The sequence below is a fragment of the Serratia ficaria genome (assembly GCF_900187015.1).
Lineage (GTDB): Bacteria > Pseudomonadota > Gammaproteobacteria > Enterobacterales > Enterobacteriaceae > Serratia > Serratia ficaria.
Map to the genome: position 1 here is coordinate 3,360,567 of NZ_LT906479.1, position 21,458 is coordinate 3,382,024.

The window sequence follows — 21,458 nt, forward strand, 5'->3', positions numbered from 1 at the left end:
ACCAAGCTTTTGCGCTCGTCTTCGGCTAACCTGTTGCGGTGAAATGATATCGGCATCCGCCCGCCTCCCGCCGCCGCGGGGGGAGAACCAAGGAGAGAGCATGAGTAACGACCCATCCCGCACCGGCCTCAGCGCCGCCCAGGCGCTCGATAAACTGGAAGCCTTGTATGACGCCGCAGTCGACGCGCTGCGCCAGGCGGTCGGCGATTTTATCAGCCACGGCGCGTTGCCGGACCCACAGGCGCGCGCCGCCGGGCAGTTCGTGTATCCCGAGCTGCGCGTCAGCTGGGACGGCAAAAAATCCGGCCAGAGCAAAACCCGCGCCTACGGCCGTTTCACCCACACCGGCAGCTACAGCACCACCATTACCCGTCCGCAGCTGTTTCGCCACTATCTGGCCGAACAGCTGGCGATGCTGGAACAGGATTACGCCGCCCATATCGAAGTGGTGCCGTCGCGGCAGGAAATCCCCTTCCCTTATGTGATCGACGGCTCCAGCCTGACGCTGGACCGCTCGATGAGCGCCGGCATCGCTCAGCATTTTCCCACCACCGAGCTGGCGCAAATCGGCGATGAAACCGCCGACGGCCTGTTCCACGCCACCGGCAACCATTTCCCGCTGTCGCACTTCGATGCGCTGCGCGCGGATTTCTCGCTGGCGCGGCTGCGGCACTACACCGGCACGCCGGTGGAGCATTTCCAACCGTTCGTGCTGTTCACCAACTACACCCGCTACGTGGATGAGTTCGTCCGCTGGGCCTGCGCGCAGATCGCCGATCCGGCCAGCCCTTACATCGCCCTGTCCAGCGCCGGCGGCACCTACATCACGCCGGAAACCGACGCGCCGGATCAGGCGGTGTCGGATTTGGCGTGGAAAAACCACCAGATGCCGGCCTATCACCTGATTTCCCGCACCGGCCAGGGCATCACCCTGATCAACATCGGCGTCGGCCCGTCCAACGCCAAAACCATCTGCGATCACCTGGCGGTGCTGCGCCCCAGCGCCTGGCTGATGATCGGCCACTGCGGCGGGCTGCGCGAAAGCCAGTCGATCGGCGACTACGTGCTGGCGCACGCCTACCTGCGCGACGACCACGTGCTGGACTCGGTGTTGCCGCCGGATATCCCGATCCCGAGCATCGCCGAAGTGCAGCGCGCGCTGTACGACGCCACCAAGATGGTCAGCGGCATGCCCGGCGAAGAGGTCAAGCAGCGCCTGCGCACCGGCACCGTGGTCACCACCGACGACCGCAACTGGGAGCTGCGCTACTCCGTTTCTGCGTTGCGCTTTAACCTCAGCCGCGCGGTGGCGGTGGACATGGAAAGCGCCACCATCGCCGCCCAGGGGTATCGCTTCCGGGTGCCTTACGGCACGCTGCTATGCGTGTCCGATAAACCGCTGCACGGCGAGATCAAACTGCCCGGCCAGGCCAACCGCTTCTATGAAGGGGCGATCTCCGAGCACCTGCAAATCGGCATCTGCGCCATCGATTTATTGCGCGCCGAAGGCGACCGCCTGCATTCGCGCAAGCTGCGCACCTTCAACGAACCGCCGTTCCGCTAACCCCGACGCGCCCTATCGCACCAGCGCCAGGGCGCGTTTCTCCTGGCTGCGGCTGCCGGCGATCGACAGCAGCATCTCTTTCACCACCAGCGCCGGCGCAGACAGCGAATGCTGGCTGGAAATGCACAGCGACAACGGCACGGACAGCGTCGGCGCATTGATGCGCGCCATCCACGCCTTGGCCGGCCCTATCATGGCGCGCGCCAGCGATTCCGGCAGAATAGTGGCGCCCAACCCGCTGGCGACGGCCGCGCTCAGGGTGCCGGTGGACTCGATCTCCCCCACCACGTTGGCCGCCAGCTTGCGCAGCGCCATCGCTTCCTCCACCTGGCTGCGCACCACGTCGCCTTCTCGCGGCAGAAACAGGTTCAGCCGCGCCACGTCCAGCAGCTCCACGCTGTTGCCGGGGCTGGGCACCGCGCGCGTCGCCACCAGGTACAGGTCTTCCTTCATCAAGACGGTGGCGTGCAGGCCGGCGGGCATTTTGGCGCCGTAAATCATCGCCATATCCAGCGTTTGGCTGGCCACCTGCCCGGCCAGCGCCGAGCCGATGTTTTCATTCAGGCTGAGCAAGATGCCCGGATGCTGGTCGCGCACCGCCTGCAGCAGCGGCAGCGCCAGCTGCGAAGCCACGCTGCCCGGCGCCAGCCCGATGGACACCTGGCCGCTCATCGCCTGCCCGGCGCTGTTGACCGCGCTCTGCGCCTGCTCGCACTGGCGCAGAATGGTCTGGGCGTGGGCGTAGAGGATATTGCCGGCTTCGGTGGGCATCACGCCGCGCTTGGTGCGGATCAGCAACTGCTGCTTCAGCTCCCCTTCCAGCGTCGCCAACTGCTGGCTAAGCGCCGGTTGGGCGATATGCAGCACCTCCGCCGCCTGGGTCAGACTGCCGATATCGACGATTTTTACGAAATACTTCAGACGCCTGAGATTCATATTGCCTCCGTCATGCCGCGAAACTGCGAATGGGAAATAGGAGCAAGATCCGGGCCAGAGTCGGCGAATTAGCATATGGGCAGGCTAATCACAGGAAAAATAACAATAAATGATATTCTGGCCTGCAGAGACGGCGCGGCCAACGGCGCGCGGGTTGCACCAAGATAAGGCATTCGGGCATCCGCGGCGGCGCTGCGCGCGGTTTCATCAACAAAAGCCATAAAAAGCAGCAGGTTGAATAATCTTGCAGCAAACGAAACGGCGCGGCGTTTTCAGGCTTTACAAGCCGGAAGCGCGCCGCTATGATTCGCCCCGTTCACACGATTCCTCTGTAGTTCAGTCGGTAGAACGGCGGACTGTTAATCCGTATGTCACTGGTTCGAGTCCAGTCAGAGGAGCCATATTAAAGAAGCCCGCTCAGGGAAACCTGAGCGGGCTTTTGGCTTTTTTGACCGGCGGTTATGAGCGAAAAGCGGAAGTTGGCAACTGTTCTAACCACTGATAATGGCATCACTAAAATCGCGGTGTGTTAATCAGCGGTGAGCAAGGCAGTCCGCTTGGAAAACCGAAACTATCCTACGCTAAGACTAACCTACGGCTTTATGACGAAATTTTTCTTACATTAGATAGGAAGGTATGCTGTTTTATAATCTGATAATTCGTGCCCTTGTCTGCAAACACAAATCGAGCCTGAAACGGAAACGATACCTCGATTTCTCCCTATAAGGCCTAAGATAAGAGCCTGTTTAAACCACTCTTTCACTGCCTTCGCAATTCACAATATTAATGAATGTCATTCATAGTCCCTATCCTCCCACCTGTGGTTATCAGCATGCACAAACCCGTTAACATGCCCTTATATCTTCATGTCCAACGGATCACCATGCTTAATCAACAGGCACGTACACAGTCAACTACAGCTAAAAAAACCGGTCTATCATTTCTGCTCATTCTCAGTGCCCTGATGGCTGTTACCTCTTTATCAACCGATATCTACCTTCCGGCTATGCCCGTGATGGCAAAAGATTTACAGGGTGATGCAGAGCTGACAATTACAGGCTTCCTTATCGGTTTTTGCATTGCGCAACTGATTTGGGGACCGGTTAGCGATCGATACGGGCGTCGTCTGCCGCTTTTTATCGGTTTAGTTCTGTTTATCATCGGTTCGGTGGGTTGTGCGTTATCAACTGACATTGTTCAAATCGTCTTCTGGCGTGTTTTTCAGGCGTTAGGTGCCTGTACCGGCCCGATGCTGGCGCGAGCAATGATCCGCGACCTGTTTAGCCGCACTCGTGCAGCACAAATGCTTTCGACCCTGATGATCATCATGGCCATCGCGCCGATTGCCGGGCCCCTAATCGGCGGCCAAATGATTAAAGCCACTTCGTGGCACGCCATTTTCTGGCTGCTGGCGATTATCGGAACATTAATGCTGATGTCTTTATTCTGGTTACCGGAAACATTACCTGCTGAAAAACGCTCGCAATCCTCCGTAACCAGAGCCTTTCAGAACTACTGTGCCTTGCTGACCAACGCCAGTTACATGCGGTTTACTCTGTGCCTGACGTTCTATTACGTTGCGGCCTACGCCTTTATCACGGGCTCTCCGTTTGTGTACATCACGTACTTCGGCGTTGATCCACAGCACTACGGTTGGCTGTTTGCAGTAAACATCGTGGGATTAATGGCAGTGAGCATGATTAACAGACGCCTGGTTCATCGCTATCCACTGGAAGCGTTGCTCAGGAATGCGGTATTCATCGCCGCTATTGCGGCAATAGCGTTGGCGGGCGCAACAGACCTGGGCATTGGTGGAATTACCGTGATTGTCGGCGCTGTGTTCGTATTCTTCTCCATGAATGGCATCATCGCTGCAACCTCCACGGCTTGCGCGCTTGACGCAGTGCCTAATGTTGCAGGCTCCGCATCGGCGCTAATGGGGGCATTACAATACGGCAGCGGCATCATCTCTTCACTTCTTCTTGCTCTGTTCAGTGACGGCACACCATGGACGATGGGCTGGATAATTGCGTTGTTTACAGCAGCCAGCGCCTTGATGGCATTGACTGTTCAGGTAAAAAACAACCATCCCCTGTCAGAATGATTTTATGAATTTCATTCATGGTGGCTATTAACAAGGCGTAATTATCTTTCATCCCGACTCCGTTAATCTGAACGATAAATTCTGAATAAGTCGATACCCGCCAGGGTATCGACAGATGCGAATTAAATATTCTTATCGAAGAAGACGTCTAACTTTTGCATAGCCTGGTCAACGTATTTAGGCACCCAATACGTCTCGATATGGGTAGCACCATCGATCAGGTAGAGTTCTTTGTCCTTCGTACCGGTGGCTTTCGCGAACGCATCTTCAGTCATATAGAGCGTATCGGCTTTTGTACCGGCAATCATCAGCAGCGGTTTATTGATGAGATTGATATGGTCCGTTACGTCAAAGCTCATCAAATCCAGCAGACTGCTGGTGGTGTATTTAAACGTGGAGTTCGGGTGCGCGTGGGTTTTCCAGTAGTACTCGTAGCCCTGGCGATACAAGGCAAAAGGTAATTTAGCAATCTGTTCATCAGTCAGGTTGGCATCGCCGGAGTAAAGCACTTCTCCTCCGGCGGCTTCCTGAGCACGTGCGTCAGAAGCCTGCAGAAGACGCTGCTGGATAGTATCCAGCTGTGAATCCTGCATACCGTTGCGGCGCACAAGACCTGAATTAAACATGCTGATGGTTGCAATCGATTTGAACCGTTTGTCCGTCTCGGCAGCAACAAGTGAATACCCGCCGCCACCGCAAATGCCAAGCAGACCGAGGCGGGAAGTATCAACCCCCGGATACTGGCTGATGTAGTCAGCCATGCCGTGGATATCTTCGATGCGATTAGCGGGTTTATCCACGCTGCGCGGCATCCCACCGCTAGCGCCCTGATAAGCCGCATCGGCGGTAATTGTGATGTAGCCCTGCTCGGCGAGACGCTGGGCATACAAACCCGCGACCTGCTCTTTTACGCCGCCATTAGGATGCGCGACCACCACGGCAGGATATTTTTTGGCGGGATCGTAGTTAGCAGGGGTATAGACATTCGCGGCAATCTGGATGCCATGCAGATCGTATTTCACCGGATGAATGTTGACCTTGCCTTTGACGTTCTCCGTGATGGCACCGTCATAGGCCAGTGTGAATGGATTTTTTTTGTAATCAGCCGCATTGACTGAGGTCACTCCAGCCATTGCCGTGAGTAGCATTGCACTGATAAGCGTGAATTTCATGGTCTCTCCCGATGAGTGTCAGCCTGTTTATGCAGGCTCGCGGAATTAAATTTGCAGGCTCAGATTAGGGGGAGAGGGCTGTCAGCATCGTGACAGGAAAATAACATTTTTGTCAGGAAACTGACTGGGATGGGTAAGTGTTTCTGACAACGCTGTCAGGTAGCCGTCAGCTTTATGTTGGCAATCAAGCGGCAGAATGTTCTCGCTTAAATGAGATTCATGTTCAATTTTCTGAGAAAAGGAGTAATCAATGAAAAGCCAGAATGACCCAACAATACCAGAGCGACGCAAGCTATTAGTCGCCGGGGCGGGTATTGCCGCCGCCTCGCTGATTCCCCACGTATCGGCGGCGAGCCAGTCCTCTCAGGTCGATTCCTCCAGACAAACCAGCCATCGCCCTGCTGCTCCGGGCAAGCGTAAACTCGGGAAGCTGGAAGTCTCAGCCGTCGGCCTGGGCGTCCAGAACATGAGTCGCAAATATGACACCTCTGTTCCCTGGCGTCCCGAGATGATCAATGTTATCCAGCGGGCATTTGATGAAGGGGTGACATTTTTCGACGCTGCTGAAGCCTACGGTCCCTTTGAAGTCGAAAAAATTCTCGGGGAAGGCGTCGCCCCGTTCAGGGACAAAATCATTATCGCCACTAAGTTTGGCTGGAACATTGACCAACAGACAGGTAAGCGTCTGCCGGGCCTTAACAGCAGACCGGAGCATATCAGACAGGTTGTCGAAAACATGCTCAAACGCCTGCGTACCGATCGTATCGACTTACTGTATCAACACCGTGTTGATCCGCAGATCCCGATCGAAGATGTCGCCGGTGTGGTTAAAGATTTAATGGACCAAGGGAAAGTCCTGCACTGGGGTCTGTCTGAAATGGGCATCAACACGTTGAGACGCGCCCATGCAACATTACCCGTTACCGCCGTACAAAGTGAATACTCCATGCTCTGGCGCGGCCCTGAAAAGCAGGCCCTTTCGGTGTGTGAAGAGCTGGGCATCGGGTTTGTGCCATGGAGCCCACTCGGCGTGCAGTTTTTAACGGGCTGGATTGATGAGAATACCCGGTTCGCTACCGGTGATTTCCGCGCGACAGAAACGCGCTTCTCGCCTGAAAACCTGCCACACAACTTACAGCTGGTTGAACTGCTAACATCATGGGCAATAAGAAAAAATGCCGCACCGGGTCAGATTGCACTGGCATGGCTACTGGCCCGTAAACCCTGGATAGTTCCCATCCCTGGCACTACCAATAAAGACCATATGCTGCAAAACACAGCGTCTACCGGCATATCGCTGACTGCCGCAGATATGACCGAGCTCACCCGCTCACTGGATGCCATCACTATCCAGGGTCAACGTCTGCCGGATGCCGTACAGGTTTATTCAGATGTTGAAGCTCCGTTGAAAAGTTAAGAGGAAGTCCCGTTATGCGCCTGTTGTTAGTCGAAGATGAAGAAAAAACGTCAACCTATCTCAGCCGTGCGCTGGGCGAGTCTGGATTTACGGTAGACGTCTCTGCAGATGGAGCTGAAGGTCTTCATTACGCGCTGGAGTTCGACTACGACGCGATAATCCTGGATGTGATGCTACCGGGGATGGATGGCTACCGGGTGCTTGAGGGTGTGCGAGCAGCCAAACAGACGCCGGTGCTGATGCTCTCGGCACGGGGATCGGTCGACGAGCGCGTTAAAGGGCTGCGTCTTGGCGCGGATGATTATCTGCCCAAGCCCTTTTCGCTTATTGAGCTGGTGGCGCGTATTCAGGCACTGGTGCGTCGCCGCGCTACGGATGGCGCAGACATCACCCAACTGCAAATTCACGATCTGCATCTCGACTTACTGGCTCGCCGCGTATTCCGCGCCGGAACGAGACTGGAGCTGACCGCAAAAGAGTTTTCCCTGTTGAGCCTTCTGGCCCGGCATCAGGGGGAGATCCTTTCAAAGATGATGATTGCTGAGCAGATATGGGACATGAATTTTGACAGCGATGCCAACGTGGTTGAAGTGGCCATTAAACGTCTGCGGGCCAAAGTGGATGCTCCGTTCGACACCAAACTGCTGCATACCGTTCGTGGCATGGGGTATGTCCTCGAAGTCCGGTCCGAATAAATGAAGGGGATAAGCATGCTTAAGCGTTCCATCTCAATTCATCTGGCGCTGATGTTTGCCTTATCCGCACTGCTGATTGTGTCCGTTATCGGCATCCTGCTGAGAAGCTCCTTGCATGATTCTTTGCAAAAGCAGATGCACAACGAACTGCTGTTCCGGGAATCATTAATGAGTCCGTGGATCACCGCACGAACCTCGGCTGACGACTGGTCTACGCTGGCCAATAAATTCACCGTGTTAACCAATTCTGAAGGTGAGCGCGTTCGCTACTGGATTGTGAGCGATAACCCGCGCTTCAGCATGGGGGGAACACCACCGGTGGGTGTCCAGTGGTCTTCTTTGCAGGAAGGTTTTAATAAAGTGCCCGGTGCATCGGAAAGCGCATGCTCATTGTTCCTGTTAGTGAAAACCATTCCCGCGAACGGTGAACGGCCTGAGCTGCGCTATGTGGTTGCCATCGACTCCACGCCTTACATGGGGACACTCGATGCGTTCACCCGTACACTGCTGATCATTACCGCACTGGGCGTCGTGATTGTAGCCTTACTGGGATACATCGTCTCGAGGATCGGTCTTCGTCCCGTTGGGGCGCTCAGTAAACAGGCCCGGCAACTCGCTCCCGGGGCCCCTGGCCAGCTCCTGAATACCGAAGCATTACCTGACGAATTACAGCAGTTAGCCTCATCTTTTAATGGCGTACTGGAACGGCAAGAGGTCGCCTGGCGACAGCTCGAAAGCTTTAATGCCGATGTTGCGCATGAACTCAGGACCCCGCTGACCAACCTGATTGGCCAGACGCAACTGGGTCTCTCGCGCCGACGTTCGCAAGATGAATTGGAAGAGTTATTGGGTTCAAATCTTGAGGAGCTTGAACGCATGACGTCGATAGTTAACGACATGCTGTTCCTGTCTCATGCGCACGCGGGTGAACATGCTTCCCAGCTTACGCAGGTGTCCCTGCGAGAAGAAACCCTAAAAACAGCGGAGTATGTGGAACCCTCTTTTTCTGAAAAACAGCTCTCTCTGGATGTTGAGGGCGATGTCACCGCGCACATCGACCGGCGACTGTTCCACCGCTCACTGGCTAATTTACTGGAAAACAGCGCAAGACATTCGCCCTCCAATAGCACGGTTAGGGTGCGGTTAAGCGAAAAAAACAATCAAGCCTGTGTTGAAGTTTCTAACCCGGGCGATCCGATTGCACCTGAGCACTTACACCGGCTTTTCGAGCGCTTTTATCGCGTCGACACCTCCCGAGCAAGAAGTGATACCCATCATGGGCTGGGCCTGTCGATCGTACGCGCCGTCGCCATCATGCACAGGGGGGACGTCTTTGCACGTAGTGAAGGTGGTATCAATACCTTTGGCCTCACTTTTGAGATACAAGCGGATAAAACGGCGGGCAATGCTCACCCTGCCACTAAGCCGGGACCAGGGTTAACTGACAGAATTGTCAGGGGGGCGTCAGCCTGACGACATGACTCCCTCGTTAAAATCATTGCAGGCAATCCCCCTCTTCATTGATAAGGACGCTTTGCATGATCGGACACTTACGTTACCTCGGGCTGTTACTGTCCCTCTTTACGTTTTCATCCTGGGCAGCGGAGCAAAATTCCGCTGTCCATATCGCACCGGCCGGAAGTCAGAATGCGGTGTATGGGCCAGCGGAGAATTTTACCGGTCGCGTCCGGGTTGATCCTCTCTTCAAACCTGATAAAGACATCGGCGTTTCCGGGGCTTATGTCGCCTTTGATCCCGGCGCTCGCTCCGCCTGGCATACGCATCCGGCAGGTCAGCGGCTTATTGTGACCTCTGGTGTCGGGCTCACCCAACAAGAAGGCCAGCCGGTGCAGGTCATCCGCGCTGGCGACGTTGTTTCTTGCCCGGCGGGGGTCAAACACTGGCACGGAGCGGCACCTGGCAGCGCGATGACGCACCTGGCGATAACCGGGATTGTAGATGGCAAAAGCGTTAACTGGATGGAGAAAGTGACAGATGAACAATACCACGCCCATTAAAGCATTAACGGCAGCGGTACTGCTGACCTTTGGTTTTGGTCTCGCGGCGAATGCTGCGCCCGTCAATAAGGGAACCTCAGAAATGAACCACGAACAAAGGGTTTCAGATACGCTGTCAGCCAGCCAGCAGGCCATCCCCTTGATTGCGGCATCGATGGCCAGCAGTCAGATGGATAAGCTGAATGCAGCCCTGAATCAGGGACTTGATGCAGGACTCACCATAAATGAAACCAAAGAGATTCTTATCCAGCTCTATGCCTACACGGGCTTCCCTCGTAGCCTGAATGCACTTAGCGAACTGATGAAGGTCGTCGAAGCGCGTAAACAACGTGGCATCGAAGACGTTGAGGGCAAAGAACCGGTCGCCACCATCCCCGTCGGGGATGAGCTTCGCCGCGTCGGTACCGCAAATCAGACTAAAATCTCAGGCGCTCCCGTCCAGGGCCCTCTGTTTGATTTTGCACCTGTCATTAATCAATTTCTGCAAACGCATCTGTTCGGCGACATTTTCGCCCGCGATAACCTCGACTGGCAAAGCCGCGAGCTGGCAACGGTTGGTGCATTAGCGGCCACACCAGGCGTTGAAGCCCAGCTGTTATCGCATACGCGAGCCAGCATGCGGGTCGGCCTGACGGCAGCCCAGCTGCGCCAGCTGGCACAGGTTCTGCGTGAACATGGCGAAAATGATGCAGCTGTGCGGGCAGAAAAGGCACTGCAACAGGCGCTCGCACACAATTAGGAGTTGATTATGGAGCATGATCCCACCCGCAGAATGTTGATTACCGCGCTTGCCGGGCTCACGCTGGCGAACGTCTCCCTGGCGACAGCTGCCACCGGAAACGCAAACGTGCAGGGAAAAAGCCGTATTCTGGTGGCGTACTTTTCCCGCAGCGGAAATACTCGGGTTATTGCGGGCGTCATTCACCGCAGCCTGAATACCGATCTGTTTGAAATCGAACCGGCAACGCCTTATCCGGAAGACTATTTTCAGACCGTTGAACAGGCCAAAAATGAGCGTGAGCGGGGCGTAAAACCGGCATTAAAAAATAGCGTCACAGATATCCCACGCTATGAGACCGTGTATTTAGGCTTTCCGATCTGGGGGACCAGCGTGCCGCCTGTAGTGCAAACCTTTCTCAGCAGCCATAACCTTGCGGGCAAATTACTCATCCCCTTCATTACTCACGGCGGCTACGGTAAAGGAGACAGCGACGACATCCTTGCCAGTCTCGCCCCAACTGCGCGCCGGGAAAAACCGCTGGTCCTTGAATGCGACCAGGAACGAAGAACTACAGAAACGGTAACCAGTTGGTTAGAGACGATACGTAGTTAATCGTCCGCATCCATGAGTCTGCCAAATAAGGACAATCAGGGGTGCTAAATAATTAACGCTGACAACTCAGATATGATTGAACGGCAAACATAACAGAGGATGTAATCTTGAAGACAATCTTAAAAACCCTGGCCATCTGCGTAATGGCGGGTGGCCTGGTAGCTCAGTCGGTATACGCCGAGCCGCTGGTCATTCAGGAACAAGGAAGCTTTTCTGCTGGTGGCACTATCATCATCGCACCAGGAACATTTGACGCGAAAAAGCCGCTGGATTCTGCTGGCCAAACCTATCATGGCGATCATGCCTCAGTGTTCTACCAGATTCCGGAGAATCCGCATAAATACCCTATCGTCATGCTGCACGGCGCAGGTCAGTTCTCCCGTACCTGGGAAAGCACCCCGGATGGTCGTGAAGGGTTCCAGAACATATTCCTGCGTCGTGGATTCTCAACCTATCTTGTCGATCAGCCACGCCGAGGCAGCGCCGGGCGCACGACTGTAGAAGGTATTGTTTCGCCTAAACCGGATGAACAGATGTGGTTCAACCAGTTCCGCGTTGGCGTGTGGCCAGAGTATTTTAAGGGCGTTCAGTTCTCTCACGACAAAGAAGCACTGAATCAGTATTTCCGTCAGATGACCCCGAATACCGGGCCGTTTGATATCAACGTCATCTCTGATGCAATGTCCGCCGTAGTGGACAAATCCGGCCCTGCTATCCTCTTCACCCACTCTCAGGGTGGCGGACCAGGCTGGTATACGGCGATGAAAAACGACAAGGTCAAAGCCATTGTCGCCTTCGAGCCTGGCAGCAGCTTTGTCTTCCCGGAAAAAGAACTCCCTGCCCCTATGCCAAGCGCGTTCGACACGCTGAAGGGTGAGCCGGTGCCGATGGAGCAGTTTATGGCTCTGACCAAAATCCCGATTCTGATTATTTACGGCGATAACATACCAGATAAGCCTGTCGCCATGCCCGCGCAGGACAGCTGGCGCGTACGTCTGGCGATGGCTCGCGAGTGGCGTGACGTGGTGAACAAGCATGGCGGGGATGTGACGGTGACGCATCTGCCTGAAGTGGGAATTAAAGGGAATACCCACTTCCCGTTCTCTGATTTAAATAATGTGCAGATTGCTGATTTGGTGAGTCAGTTCCTGAAGGAAAAAGATCTGCAGTAGGATGAATTAATCGCGAGCCTTCATTATTGAAGGCTCAACACATACATAAGCCTTATAAATAATACAGTGGCTTAATCCTGACGGAAAAGTGACGGTCCGCCTTGCCACACAGCAGACCGTCAGCCCAACAATTAATGAGTGAATTTAATAAACCCTAGCTAATTACCCCATCTAATCGAATAAATCACTTTGCGTTATGCTTTTCCAACACAACAGCTAAAGGACAACGTCATGCAAATTGTAAAACTGAACAACGGTATTGAAATGCCCCTGCTGGGCTTTGGTGTCTTCCAGATGACGGATGCTGCCGAATGCGAAAGAGCCGTTATTGATGCCATCGATACGGGATACCGCCTGATCGATACCGCAGCGTCTTACCAGAATGAAACCCAGGTCGGGAACGCACTTAAACAGACCGGTATCGCACGGAACGAACTCTTTGTAACGACCAAGCTGTGGCTGCAGGATACCAATTACGAAGGCGCTAAAGCACAGTTCGAACGCTCCCTGAATCGGCTGCAACTTGATTACGTTGACCTGTACCTGATTCACCAGCCTTACGGCGATGTCCATGGGGCCTGGCGTGCAATGGAAGAACTGCAGCAGGCAGGCAAAATTCGCGCGATTGGCGTCAGCAACTTCCATCCTGACAGACTGGCCGATCTTATGGCCTTCAACAACGTTGCCCCTGCGGTAAACCAGATTGAAGTTAACCCCTTCAACCAGCAGCTGCACGCCGTTCCATGGAATCAAAGCCGTGGCATTCAGCCGGAAGCCTGGGCACCGTTTGCTGAGGGTAGAAATGGTCTGTTCCAGCATCCCGTATTAACGGCGATGGGTCAGAAATACGGCAAAAGCGTGGGCCAGGTTGTACTGCGGTGGATCTTCCAGCGAGGCATAGTTTCGCTGACGAAATCGGTGCGGAAAGAGCGCATGGAAGAGAACATCAACATTCTCGATTTTGAACTCAACTCTGAAGATATGCTGCAGATTGCCGCCCTCGACACCGCAACCAGCGCCTTCTTCTCTCACCGCGACCCAGCGATGGTGGAATGGCTGACTGGCCGCAAACTTGATGTTTAAGTCGCAATAAAGAGGTATTCATTCAATGCAAAAACGTTATCTGGGTAAATCCGGACTCGAAGTCTCCACTCTTGGGCTCGGTTGCATGGGTCTCAGCCACGGCTACGGCCCGGCGACCGATACGCGTCAGGCTATCGAGCTCATTCGCGCAGCGGTTGAACGTGGCGTCACCTTCTTCGATACCGCCGAAGTATATGGCCCTTTCCTTAATGAAGAGGTTGTCGGTGAGGCCTTAAAACCGTTTCGTGACCGCGTGGTCATCGCCACCAAGTTTGGTTTTACCTTTGGCGACGACAACAAGCAGCAGATTTTAAACAGCCGTCCGGAGCATATCCGTGAAGCTGTTGAAGGATCATTACGCCGTCTCAAGACTGATGTCATTGATCTGCTGTACCAACACCGTGTCGACCCGGATGTCCCTATTGAAGATGTTGCGGGTACAGTGAAAGACCTGATCGCTGAAGGCAAAGTCAAACATTTCGGTCTGTCCGAAGCGGGTGCGCAAACCATTCGTCGTGCGCATGCCGTACAACCTGTCACTGCCCTGCAAAGCGAATACTCCATGTGGTGGCGCGAGCCTGAGAGGGAGATCCTGCCGTTACTGGAGGAACTGGGTATTGGTTTTGTGCCATTCAGCCCATTAGGCAAAGGCTTCCTGACAGGCTCGATTAAGCCAGGAACCACTTTTGGCAAGGATGATTACCGCAGCACCGTGCCGCGTTTCGCCGAACAGGCGATTGAAGCCAATGAGAAGTTAGTCTCGTTGTTGGGTGAACTGGCTGCAGAGAAAGGTGTGACGTCTGCGCAAATCGCTCTGGCATGGCTGCTGGCACAAAAGCCGTGGATTGTTCCCATCCCCGGCACCACCAAACTGCACCGGCTGGAGGAAAATCTGAGCTCTGCCGACATCATGCTTTCGCAGGATGACTCGCGGCAGATAACCCAGGCGCTTGAAACGATTAAAATCGTCGGCGAACGTTACTCTCCTGAGCACCAGGCTCGCACAGGCCGTTAATGCCCGAACGGGTCCACGGACCCGTTATTCCTGGTAGCGAAGTGCATCGATCATCAGCGCAAATGCGGGCGGATGCTGCTTACGGCTGGGGTAGTAAAGATAATATCCGGAGAAAGACGGGCACCAATCCTGCAGAACCTGGATCAATTCCCCTGACTTTATATAATCCTGTACTCTATCCTCAGGTATACAGGCGATGCCAAAACCGGATAAAGCAGCATCTATCCTTTCCGCCTGCAGATTAAACGTTACCTGCCCTTCAACTCTGACCCGTAACGGTTTCCCTTCCCTCTCAAACTCCCAGTGATAAACTCCACCGGCAGTCGGCAGGCGCATATTGATGCACCGATGATTTTGTAGCTCGTGAGGGGTTTTGGGCACAGGGTTAGCGGCAAAATATGACGGAGCTCCCACCACAGCCATGCGCATATCCGGTCCAATCCTCACGGCGACCATATCCTTATCCACGCTTTCGCCCAGACGGATCCCGGCATCAAAACGCCCCTCAACAATATCGACAAAGCCGTTATCAACCACCAGTTCAACATTGATTTCCGGATATTCCCTGAGGAAAGGTTTTAACTTCGGCCATACCAGACTTCGCGCGGCATGCTCTCCGGCAGATAAACGGATATTCCCGGAGGCGGTGCCGTTCAGTTGAACAAGCGATTCCAGCTCCTGTTCAAGATCGGCGATACGGGGTTCAAGGCAGGCAATAATTCTCTCACCTGCTTCTGTAGGTGCAACGCTTCGGGTCGTACGGGTTAAGAGGCGAATATTTAGCCTTGTCTCCAGTGCCTTCATCGCGTGGCTGAGTGCAGACTGAGAAACACCAAGTTTGCCCGCAGCTTTGGTAAAACTTCTCTCCCTTGCTACCACAAGAAAGATTTGGAGTTCGTTGAAGTTTTCTTTGAGCATTGGCGATTTCCTTATGGAAGCATTCCCTTCAAAACGCACTCATGAAGGGTGTTCATAGACACAATCATTTTAGCCCCATTACTGACAATAATGATAATTGATATTCTGGCCGTATCGGGAATAAGTCTGAATTATCATAAGGTTTATCATGAAAATACTCGTTGCAGGGGCAACAGGAAGTATTGGTCTTCATGTCGTGAACACCGCTATTGAAATGGGCCATTACCCCGTGGCGCTGGTCAGAAATCGGCGCAAAGTAAAATTGCTTCCTCGTGGAACAGATGTTTTCTACGGCGATGTTTCAATGCCTGAAACACTCACCGATTTGCCGAAAGATATTGATGCCATGATCTTCACTCTCGGTTCCGATGGACAGGGTCGTATTGGTGCCAGAGCGATAGATTACGGTGGTGTGCGTAACATTTTGCGAACGTTCAAGGATACGCCTGTTCGCATCGGCTTAATGACCACGATTGGCGTAACTGAACGGCTCAGCACCTGGAATCAACGCACTGAGGTTCATGACTGGAAAAGACGTGCCGAACGTCTGGTCAGGGCGAGTGGTCACCCCTATACCATCGTCAGGCCCGGCTGGTTTGATTACAACAATGATGATGAGCACAGAATCGTTATGCTCCAGGGGAATCGACGCCATGCAGGAACGCCAGAAGATGGTGTTATATCCAGAAAACAAATCGCTCAAGTGCTGGTCAGTGCGTTGAGTAACGGTGCAGCAACAAATAAAACGTTCGAGCTGGTGGCTATACCAGGAGAAGCGCAGCAGGATCTTACTCCGCTGTTTGCTGGCCTGCAGACTGATAATCCTGAAAAAAATGATGGAGTTCTAGATATAGAAAATATGCCTCTGCATGAAGAACCTGAGTGCATTATTAACGAGCTGAACCTGTTTTCAAAACAAGTAAAATCAATCTAACACCTTTGACAATTTGGTCAAAGAGAAGTCGGTCTTATGACAGTTTGGATCCGGCCTTTACTCGAAGTATGGTTTGCCGGGTAGTGCTAAATTCTCGGGCAATAGAGCTGATGCTTAAGCCTAAATTAATACGCTCAATAACGACCTGTTTTGTTCTTCGTTCAGTGAACCAGATTAATGAGCACAACTGAAATTAGACATGCCCGCTTCTGGCTCTCAGCCGACAGTTAAACCTCTTTGCACACAGTTTCACATAGGATAAACACCTTCGACGTTACCTCTAATTACGTTTCATTTTCAGAGAGTAAAATAGTAATGTTCACTCATGCTGCGGAACGCTCATACCAGAATTTATGGAACCCGCAACTATTGGTGGTCATTCTGGTGGTCCTGACAGGAAGGGAATTCAGGTTTGGATTACTTATTAGCCAGTTACTGGCAAAGGCGATCCCAGTCAGAGGAGCCATATTAAAGAAGCCCGCTTAAGGAAACTTAAGCGGGCTTTTTGCTGAAGAACCTTTCTGCTCCATCCCCTGCGGTTAATCTCTCAACCCGGCCCCTCGCTCCCAGCCGCCAGCAGCGGTACCAGCACCTCGCTGACGGGGGTGGGGATACCCAGTAACCGACCATAACGCCGTATCACGCCATTGCGGATATCCCACTCCAGCGGGCGGTTGGCCTGGCGGTCGGCAAGTATTGAAGTGCCTAAATCCGCAGGGGCACGATGAAAACCGTCAACGATCTCCTGCGGAACGTTATCGCTCAGCTGCGCCCCACTGGCACGCGCTACGCTCAAACACTCGCGCAGGTAAGCCAAAGCCAGTTCAGTGATATCTCCCCGCGAGAACATGCCGGCGCGGCGATTGGCCAGCACCATCAGACCGGCGACCGCGTTCTGCAGCAGCTTGCGCCATGCGATGGAGATAAAATCGGCTGCCAGCTCAACCGCGCAGCCCGTGCCGCTGAACACCTCCGCTATCCGTTTTGCCTGCGGCGTATCGGGCAGCGTAAGGCGCGGTGCGGCGCGCAGCCAGACGGATGCATCCGGCTCGCGCTGCGCCGGGAACCACACTACCGCAGGCAGCACCTTTGCGCCGTTGACGTAGGGCTCCAGCAGGGTTTCCTGCTCTACGCCATTTTGCAACGCACATACCAGGGTGTTTTCATCGCACAGCGCGGCCAACCAGTTGGCGCTGTCGGCAATTTGGGTGGTTTTCACCGCGACGAACACCAGATCGAACGGGTGGCCGACCGTCGCCGGATCGCTCAATACCGGGCCCGGCACTACGATTTCCCGCTTATCGCGACGCAAAATCAGCTGCGCATGCGCGGTTCGCCCGCACAGGACCGGCGTTCGCTCAACTTCATGCAGCGCCGCGGCGATGGTGGTGCCGATAGCGCCCGGACCAATAAGAGCCAGCGTGGGATGCTCAGACATCGGGTGTTCTCCTGATTCGATTAGCCCATCATCAGCGTGCCGGCGGCAATCACCGCGCACGCCAGCATTTTTCTCGGCGTTAACCTTTCGCCGAGAAACAGATAACCCAGCGCGGCGGCGAACAGCACGCTGGTTTCGCGCAGCGCCGAGACGGCGCCCATTGGCGCGGCCGTCATGGCATAAATGATGCTGCCGTAAGCGACCAGCGAAACCAGACCGCCAACCGCCGCATGGAGCACGCCGGGCCGCCGGCGCAGTAAACTTTTACTGTCGCGCAGCGCGATATAAAGCGCCGTCATCAGCCCGCCCCATAATGCGCCCATCCACAGGGTATAAGAGAGCGCATTGCCGGAAACCCGCACCCCGATACCGTCCACCACGCTATACGCGGCGATAAAAACGCCCGTTGCCAGGGCGTATTGCAGGCCCGGCGTCGCCAGCCGCCCCCCTTTCACGGCCAGCAGCAAAATACCCGCGGACACCAGCGTGATGCCGCCAAGGGTGCTGAATTCAATTTTTTCTCCGGCGAATATTGCCGCCGCGCAGGTCACCATCAGCGGCGAAGAACCGCGCGCAATCGGGTAGCTTTGCCCTAGCTCCCCCCACTGATAACTGCGTACCAGACACAGGTTATAGCCGACATGCAGCAGGGCCGAAAGCAGCGCGTACGGCCAGCTGGCGCGGGCGGGCAGCGGCAGAAACAGCGCGGCGGCGGCGCAGGCAAGCGCGATCGTCAGACACATCATGGTCATCGACCACAATCGGTCAGCGCCGCCGCGCAATAAGGTGTTCCAGCCGGCATGCAGCAGGGCGGCGAATAAGGTAAGCAAAACAATGTGTCCAGGCATGCGCCGATACTAAACGGCAGCCGCCCGGATTGACAGTGAAGTGTCGTCATTGCGGCATGAGCAAATACTCATGCTTTAACGGTAGCTGAGCTGCGCCTGCTGTGACTCTGCCTGCAACCAGCGGCGGAATGCGGTGATGTGCGGCTGCGTTTCGATGCCTTTCGGGCAGACGAAATAATAGGCGGCCGGGGAAGGAAAAGGCACGTCAAACAGCCGCACCAGGCTGCCGTCGCCGATCTCTTTTTCCACGTGTCCGCTGCGCGCCAACGCAATGCCCTGCCCCAGTAACGCGGCTTCAATCGTCATGTTTGTGTCGGCGAAGCGTACGCTTTCGTGCAACACATCGGTATTTATGCCGATCAGCTTAAACCAGACGTCCCATTTCGGCACCAAATCGGCGCCGTCACGCGTCAGCAGCGGATAGCGCAGCAGCTCGGCGGGTTCGGAGGGGGTGCCGAAGCGCCGCAATAACGCCGGGCTGGCAACCGGAAATAGCTGTTCGCGAAACATAAACTCGGTGTGCAGCGCGGGATAATGGCCGTGGCCAAAACGGATCGCCACATCGGAGTCTGTGCTGGCGAAGTTAATGGCCGTGTCGGTGCTTTCCAGCGTCACCAGAATCTCCGGGTGCAAACGCGCCAAGCCGGGCAGGCGCGGCAGCAGCCACTTTAGCGCGAAAGAATAGGTGGTGTTAACGCGCAATCGCACCCGACCTTTTTGCTCGCGAAGGTCGGCCAACGTGGTTTCCAACTTGCTAAAGAATTCGCGCACCAGGGGGGCGAGCGCGGCGCCTGCGGGCGTCAGGCTGAGGGTTTTACCGCGCTCAAAAAGCTGCAGGCCCCAGATTTCCTCCAGATTTTTCAACTGGTGGCTGACCGCGCTTTGCGTAATGAAAAGCTCTGCGGCGGCGGAGGTAAAGGTGGTGTGGCGAGTGGCGACTTCAAAAGTGCGCAGCGTGGCTGTTGGGGGGAGATCGCGCATCATTCGTTCCTGTCAATGAGCTTATGCTCATAACACCCTATGCCGGAAGCGCGGAAAAAGATAGCAGTAAACCTTGAGCGTGTTGCAAGCCATTACGCCTTAACGAAGGCGTAATGGCTCCTGATAGGGCTGGCTGGCCTGCCCTATTGAAACCGTCAGCACAGGCCACTGCGCGCCGGCGATGTCCCGTTGGAGAAAATCGCCTGGCGCAGCAGCACGATTTCCTTGGCCAGATCGTGGCACAACATGGCGGTCATCGCGTGAGACCGTGCTTCACCGGCATTAATCAACGGTTCCATTACCGTTTCTTCCCGTTCGTTCGACATAGCCCACTCATTGGTATGCCAAAAATAGCTTTTTTATCATATTGGAATTCCAATATCGGCTTGTGAGAATGCGATCACAGAAAAATAATTCGATTGGCCTATTTTTTGGTATGCCAAATCGCGAAACGGCGGTACGCGAATCGGTCGTCTGAGCAAGCACAACACAACAAGAGGTGGTGTCATGTCATTTCGGGACCGGCTAATAGACTCTCTGGGAGCCTTCGCCAATACGTTCAACAGTTACAGATACATTATGGCCATCAAGGCGTCGTTCATCACGTTGATGCCGGTGATCATCGTCGGCGCGTTTTCGGTGCTGATCTCCAATATGGTGATGGATCCCAAGAATGGCCTGGCGAGCTTCGCCATGTTTTCGTTCCTTGCGGACCTGAAGCCGATCATGAGCAGCATCAACTACGCCACGTTGAGCTTTCTCAACATTGGCGCGGTATTCCTGATCGGCATCGAATTGGGCAAGATTAACGGCTCGCGATCGTTGTTCCCCGGCCTGCTGGCGGTGATCTGTTTTATTTCGGTCACGCCGACCACCGTTGAACTGATGGTCAACAACCAGATGCAGCTGGTGAAAGACGTGTTGGCAAAACAGTTTTCGGATACCCGCAGCCTGTTCCTCGGCATGTTTATCGCCATTTTGTCGGTGGAGATCTATTCCAAACTGGAAACGCTCGACCGGCTAAAAATCAAAATGCCGGAAAGCGTTCCGCCCAACGTGTCCGCGTCTTTTTCGGCGCTGATCCCGGCGATCATCACCGTGGTGGCAATCGCAACCTTCGGTTTTGTCTTCCACCGCCTCACCGGCATTTATCTGTATGACGCGGTATACCAGGTGGTGCAGCAGCCGCTGGAAACGGTGGTGCAAAGCCTGCCGGGCATCCTGATCCTGATGTTCGTGGCGCAGCTGTTCTGGGTCATCGGCATTCACGGCAATCAGATGGTAAAACCGATCCGCGAGCCGTTGCTGCTGGGGGCCATCATGGTCAATATGACTGCCTTTGAGCAGGGCAAGGACATCCCCAACATCATCACCATGCCATTCTGGGATGTCTATATGAGCATCGGCGGATCCGGCATCACGCTGGGGCTGCTGTTTGCGGTGATGATCGCCACCAAGCGCAAGGAGATGCGGGAAATCGGCAAGCTGTCGCTCGGGCCGAGCTTCTTCAACATCAACGAACCGGTAATCTTCGGCATGCCGATCATGCTCAACCCTATTCTGGCGATCCCGTTCATCATCACGCCGCTGATTACCGGCACCATCGGTTATTTCGCCACCAGCATCGGTTTTGCCGGCAAAGCGGTGGTGATGGTGCCGTGGACGACGCCGCCGATCATCAACGCCTGGCTATCGACCGCCGGTTCGATGGGCGCGGTAATCACCCAGCTGATTTGCATCGTGGTCGCCACGCTGATTTACCTGCCGTTCGTCAAAGTCGCCGCACGCCGTGCCGCACAGGCCGAACAACCCGTTATACAGAATGCATGA

General features: G+C 54.7%; 20 protein-coding genes, 1 tRNA gene and 1 pseudogene. 14 read left to right on the forward strand and 8 right to left on the reverse strand.

What is annotated here, in order from left to right; genetic code table 11:
* Positions 1–100 precede the first annotated feature (100 nt).
* Entirely contained in the window at positions 101–1,564 is a 1,464-nt protein-coding gene (locus CKW09_RS15960) for an AMP nucleosidase (RefSeq protein ID WP_095098262.1), read from the forward strand.
* Between the two features lie 12 nt (positions 1,565–1,576).
* On the opposite strand, the gene nac is transcribed toward CKW09_RS15960, so the two are convergent.
* The gene (nac, locus tag CKW09_RS15965; protein WP_061797447.1) at positions 1,577–2,500 is read right to left on the reverse strand and encodes a nitrogen assimilation transcriptional regulator NAC; all 924 of its coding nucleotides are present in this window, start codon (positions 2,498–2,500) and stop codon (positions 1,577–1,579) included.
* Between the two features lie 325 nt (positions 2,501–2,825).
* Here nac and CKW09_RS15970 point away from each other — a divergent pair.
* Both CKW09_RS15970 and CKW09_RS15975 read left to right on the forward strand, forming a co-directional pair.
* Positions 2,826–2,901: transfer RNA gene (locus CKW09_RS15970), tRNA-Asn, on the forward strand.
* Positions 2,902–3,383: 482 nt separating this feature from the next.
* The gene (locus CKW09_RS15975) at positions 3,384–4,604 is read left to right on the forward strand and encodes a multidrug effflux MFS transporter (RefSeq protein ID WP_095100196.1); all 1,221 of its coding nucleotides are present in this window, start codon (positions 3,384–3,386) and stop codon (positions 4,602–4,604) included.
* A 122-nt stretch (positions 4,605–4,726) separates the two neighbouring features.
* On the opposite strand, the gene CKW09_RS15980 is transcribed toward CKW09_RS15975, so the two are convergent.
* Positions 4,727–5,752: an alpha/beta hydrolase gene (locus tag CKW09_RS15980; protein WP_374188968.1), complete on the reverse strand. Its 1,026-nt coding sequence runs from the start codon at positions 5,750–5,752 to the stop codon at positions 4,727–4,729.
* Positions 5,753–6,026: 274 nt separating this feature from the next.
* Between CKW09_RS15980 and CKW09_RS15985 the strand changes: the two genes are divergently transcribed.
* The 9 genes from CKW09_RS15985 to CKW09_RS16025 all read left to right on the forward strand — a co-directional run bounded on the left by CKW09_RS15985 (position 6,027) and on the right by CKW09_RS16025 (position 14,509).
* Positions 6,027–7,193, forward strand: coding sequence for an aldo/keto reductase (locus tag CKW09_RS15985; protein ID WP_181907832.1), 1,167 nt, complete (start codon positions 6,027–6,029; stop codon positions 7,191–7,193).
* 14 nt (positions 7,194–7,207) lie between these two features.
* Entirely contained in the window at positions 7,208–7,888 is a 681-nt protein-coding gene (locus CKW09_RS15990) for a heavy metal response regulator transcription factor (RefSeq protein ID WP_061797454.1), read from the forward strand.
* 15 nt (positions 7,889–7,903) lie between these two features.
* Positions 7,904–9,361, forward strand: a complete 1,458-nt coding sequence (locus CKW09_RS15995; RefSeq protein WP_095100202.1) for a heavy metal sensor histidine kinase — start codon at positions 7,904–7,906, stop codon at positions 9,359–9,361.
* Positions 9,362–9,426: 65 nt separating this feature from the next.
* A complete protein-coding gene (locus CKW09_RS16000) occupies positions 9,427–9,906 on the forward strand; it encodes a (R)-mandelonitrile lyase (protein ID WP_095098268.1) in 480 nt (159 codons plus the stop codon).
* The gene (locus CKW09_RS16005) at positions 9,884–10,645 is read left to right on the forward strand and encodes a carboxymuconolactone decarboxylase family protein (RefSeq protein WP_095098270.1); all 762 of its coding nucleotides are present in this window, start codon (positions 9,884–9,886) and stop codon (positions 10,643–10,645) included. Before CKW09_RS16000 ends, CKW09_RS16005 begins: the two co-directional genes overlap by 23 nt.
* Positions 10,646–10,654: 9 nt before the next feature.
* Positions 10,655–11,239, forward strand: a complete 585-nt coding sequence (locus tag CKW09_RS16010; protein ID WP_095098273.1) for a flavodoxin — start codon at positions 10,655–10,657, stop codon at positions 11,237–11,239.
* Between the two features lie 107 nt (positions 11,240–11,346).
* Positions 11,347–12,411: an alpha/beta hydrolase gene (locus tag CKW09_RS16015; RefSeq protein WP_095098276.1), complete on the forward strand. Its 1,065-nt coding sequence runs from the start codon at positions 11,347–11,349 to the stop codon at positions 12,409–12,411.
* 231 nt (positions 12,412–12,642) lie between these two features.
* Positions 12,643–13,494, forward strand: a complete 852-nt coding sequence (locus CKW09_RS16020) for an aldo/keto reductase (RefSeq protein ID WP_095098280.1) — start codon at positions 12,643–12,645, stop codon at positions 13,492–13,494.
* 25 nt (positions 13,495–13,519) lie between these two features.
* Positions 13,520–14,509 (forward strand): aldo/keto reductase, encoded by a 990-nt coding sequence (locus CKW09_RS16025; RefSeq protein WP_095098283.1) that lies wholly within the window; start codon positions 13,520–13,522, stop codon positions 14,507–14,509.
* A gap of 24 nt (positions 14,510–14,533) precedes the next feature.
* Here CKW09_RS16025 and CKW09_RS16030 read toward each other — a convergent pair whose 3' ends face one another.
* Positions 14,534–15,427 carry a LysR family transcriptional regulator gene (locus tag CKW09_RS16030; RefSeq protein WP_061797470.1) on the reverse strand — a complete coding sequence of 298 codons (894 nt, stop codon included), beginning with the start codon at positions 15,425–15,427 and terminating at the stop codon, positions 14,534–14,536.
* 148 nt (positions 15,428–15,575) lie between these two features.
* On the opposite strand from CKW09_RS16030, the gene CKW09_RS16035 reads away from it, so the two are divergent.
* Positions 15,576–16,361: an SDR family oxidoreductase gene (locus tag CKW09_RS16035; protein ID WP_095098286.1), complete on the forward strand. Its 786-nt coding sequence runs from the start codon at positions 15,576–15,578 to the stop codon at positions 16,359–16,361.
* Between the two features lie 34 nt (positions 16,362–16,395).
* Here the strand turns inward: CKW09_RS16035 and CKW09_RS16040 are convergent.
* From CKW09_RS16040 to CKW09_RS24750, 5 genes and pseudogenes are all read right to left on the reverse strand, one after another.
* Positions 16,396–16,512 (reverse strand): annotated as a pseudogene (locus tag CKW09_RS16040) (helix-turn-helix domain-containing protein); the annotation flags it as partial.
* 396 nt (positions 16,513–16,908) lie between these two features.
* Positions 16,909–17,799, reverse strand: a complete 891-nt coding sequence (locus CKW09_RS16045; protein ID WP_095098289.1) for an oxidoreductase — start codon at positions 17,797–17,799, stop codon at positions 16,909–16,911.
* A 20-nt stretch (positions 17,800–17,819) separates the two neighbouring features.
* Positions 17,820–18,647, reverse strand: coding sequence for a DMT family transporter (locus tag CKW09_RS16050; protein WP_095098292.1), 828 nt, complete (start codon positions 18,645–18,647; stop codon positions 17,820–17,822).
* A 75-nt stretch (positions 18,648–18,722) separates the two neighbouring features.
* Positions 18,723–19,628 carry a transcriptional regulator GcvA gene (gene gcvA, locus CKW09_RS16055; protein ID WP_061797565.1) on the reverse strand — a complete coding sequence of 302 codons (906 nt, stop codon included), beginning with the start codon at positions 19,626–19,628 and terminating at the stop codon, positions 18,723–18,725.
* A gap of 155 nt (positions 19,629–19,783) precedes the next feature.
* A complete protein-coding gene (locus CKW09_RS24750; protein WP_165283121.1) occupies positions 19,784–19,954 on the reverse strand; it encodes a PTS lactose/cellobiose transporter subunit IIA in 171 nt (56 codons plus the stop codon).
* Between the two features lie 181 nt (positions 19,955–20,135).
* Here CKW09_RS24750 and CKW09_RS16060 point away from each other — a divergent pair, with 181 nt between their 5' ends.
* Complete coding sequence (locus CKW09_RS16060) at positions 20,136–21,458, forward strand: PTS sugar transporter subunit IIC (RefSeq protein WP_095098295.1); 1,323 nt, start codon at positions 20,136–20,138, stop codon at positions 21,456–21,458.

Bases quoted from the DNA above. Each gene is read 5' to 3' on its own strand.
- CKW09_RS15960 (WP_095098262.1), top strand. From the start codon at position 101: ATGAGTAACGACCCATCCCGCACCGGCCTCAGCGCCGCCCAGGCGCTC.
- nac (WP_061797447.1), bottom strand. From the start codon at position 2,500: ATGAATCTCAGGCGTCTGAAGTATTTCGTAAAAATCGTCGATATCGGC.
- CKW09_RS15975 (WP_095100196.1), top strand. From the start codon at position 3,384: ATGCTTAATCAACAGGCACGTACACAGTCAACTACAGCTAAAAAAACC.
- CKW09_RS15980 (WP_374188968.1), bottom strand. From the start codon at position 5,752: ATGCTACTCACGGCAATGGCTGGAGTGACCTCAGTCAATGCGGCTGAT.
- CKW09_RS15985 (WP_181907832.1), top strand. From the start codon at position 6,027: ATGAAAAGCCAGAATGACCCAACAATACCAGAGCGACGCAAGCTATTA.
- CKW09_RS15990 (WP_061797454.1), top strand. From the start codon at position 7,208: ATGCGCCTGTTGTTAGTCGAAGATGAAGAAAAAACGTCAACCTATCTC.
- CKW09_RS15995 (WP_095100202.1), top strand. From the start codon at position 7,904: ATGCTTAAGCGTTCCATCTCAATTCATCTGGCGCTGATGTTTGCCTTA.
- CKW09_RS16000 (WP_095098268.1), top strand. From the start codon at position 9,427: ATGATCGGACACTTACGTTACCTCGGGCTGTTACTGTCCCTCTTTACG.
- CKW09_RS16005 (WP_095098270.1), top strand. From the start codon at position 9,884: ATGAACAATACCACGCCCATTAAAGCATTAACGGCAGCGGTACTGCTG.
- CKW09_RS16010 (WP_095098273.1), top strand. From the start codon at position 10,655: ATGGAGCATGATCCCACCCGCAGAATGTTGATTACCGCGCTTGCCGGG.
- CKW09_RS16020 (WP_095098280.1), top strand. From the start codon at position 12,643: ATGCAAATTGTAAAACTGAACAACGGTATTGAAATGCCCCTGCTGGGC.
- CKW09_RS16025 (WP_095098283.1), top strand. From the start codon at position 13,520: ATGCAAAAACGTTATCTGGGTAAATCCGGACTCGAAGTCTCCACTCTT.
- CKW09_RS16030 (WP_061797470.1), bottom strand. From the start codon at position 15,427: ATGCTCAAAGAAAACTTCAACGAACTCCAAATCTTTCTTGTGGTAGCA.
- CKW09_RS16035 (WP_095098286.1), top strand. From the start codon at position 15,576: ATGAAAATACTCGTTGCAGGGGCAACAGGAAGTATTGGTCTTCATGTC.
- CKW09_RS16045 (WP_095098289.1), bottom strand. From the start codon at position 17,799: ATGTCTGAGCATCCCACGCTGGCTCTTATTGGTCCGGGCGCTATCGGC.
- CKW09_RS16050 (WP_095098292.1), bottom strand. From the start codon at position 18,647: ATGCCTGGACACATTGTTTTGCTTACCTTATTCGCCGCCCTGCTGCAT.
- gcvA (WP_061797565.1), bottom strand. From the start codon at position 19,628: ATGCGCGATCTCCCCCCAACAGCCACGCTGCGCACTTTTGAAGTCGCC.
- CKW09_RS24750 (WP_165283121.1), bottom strand. From the start codon at position 19,954: ATGTCGAACGAACGGGAAGAAACGGTAATGGAACCGTTGATTAATGCC.
- CKW09_RS16060 (WP_095098295.1), top strand. From the start codon at position 20,136: ATGTCATTTCGGGACCGGCTAATAGACTCTCTGGGAGCCTTCGCCAAT.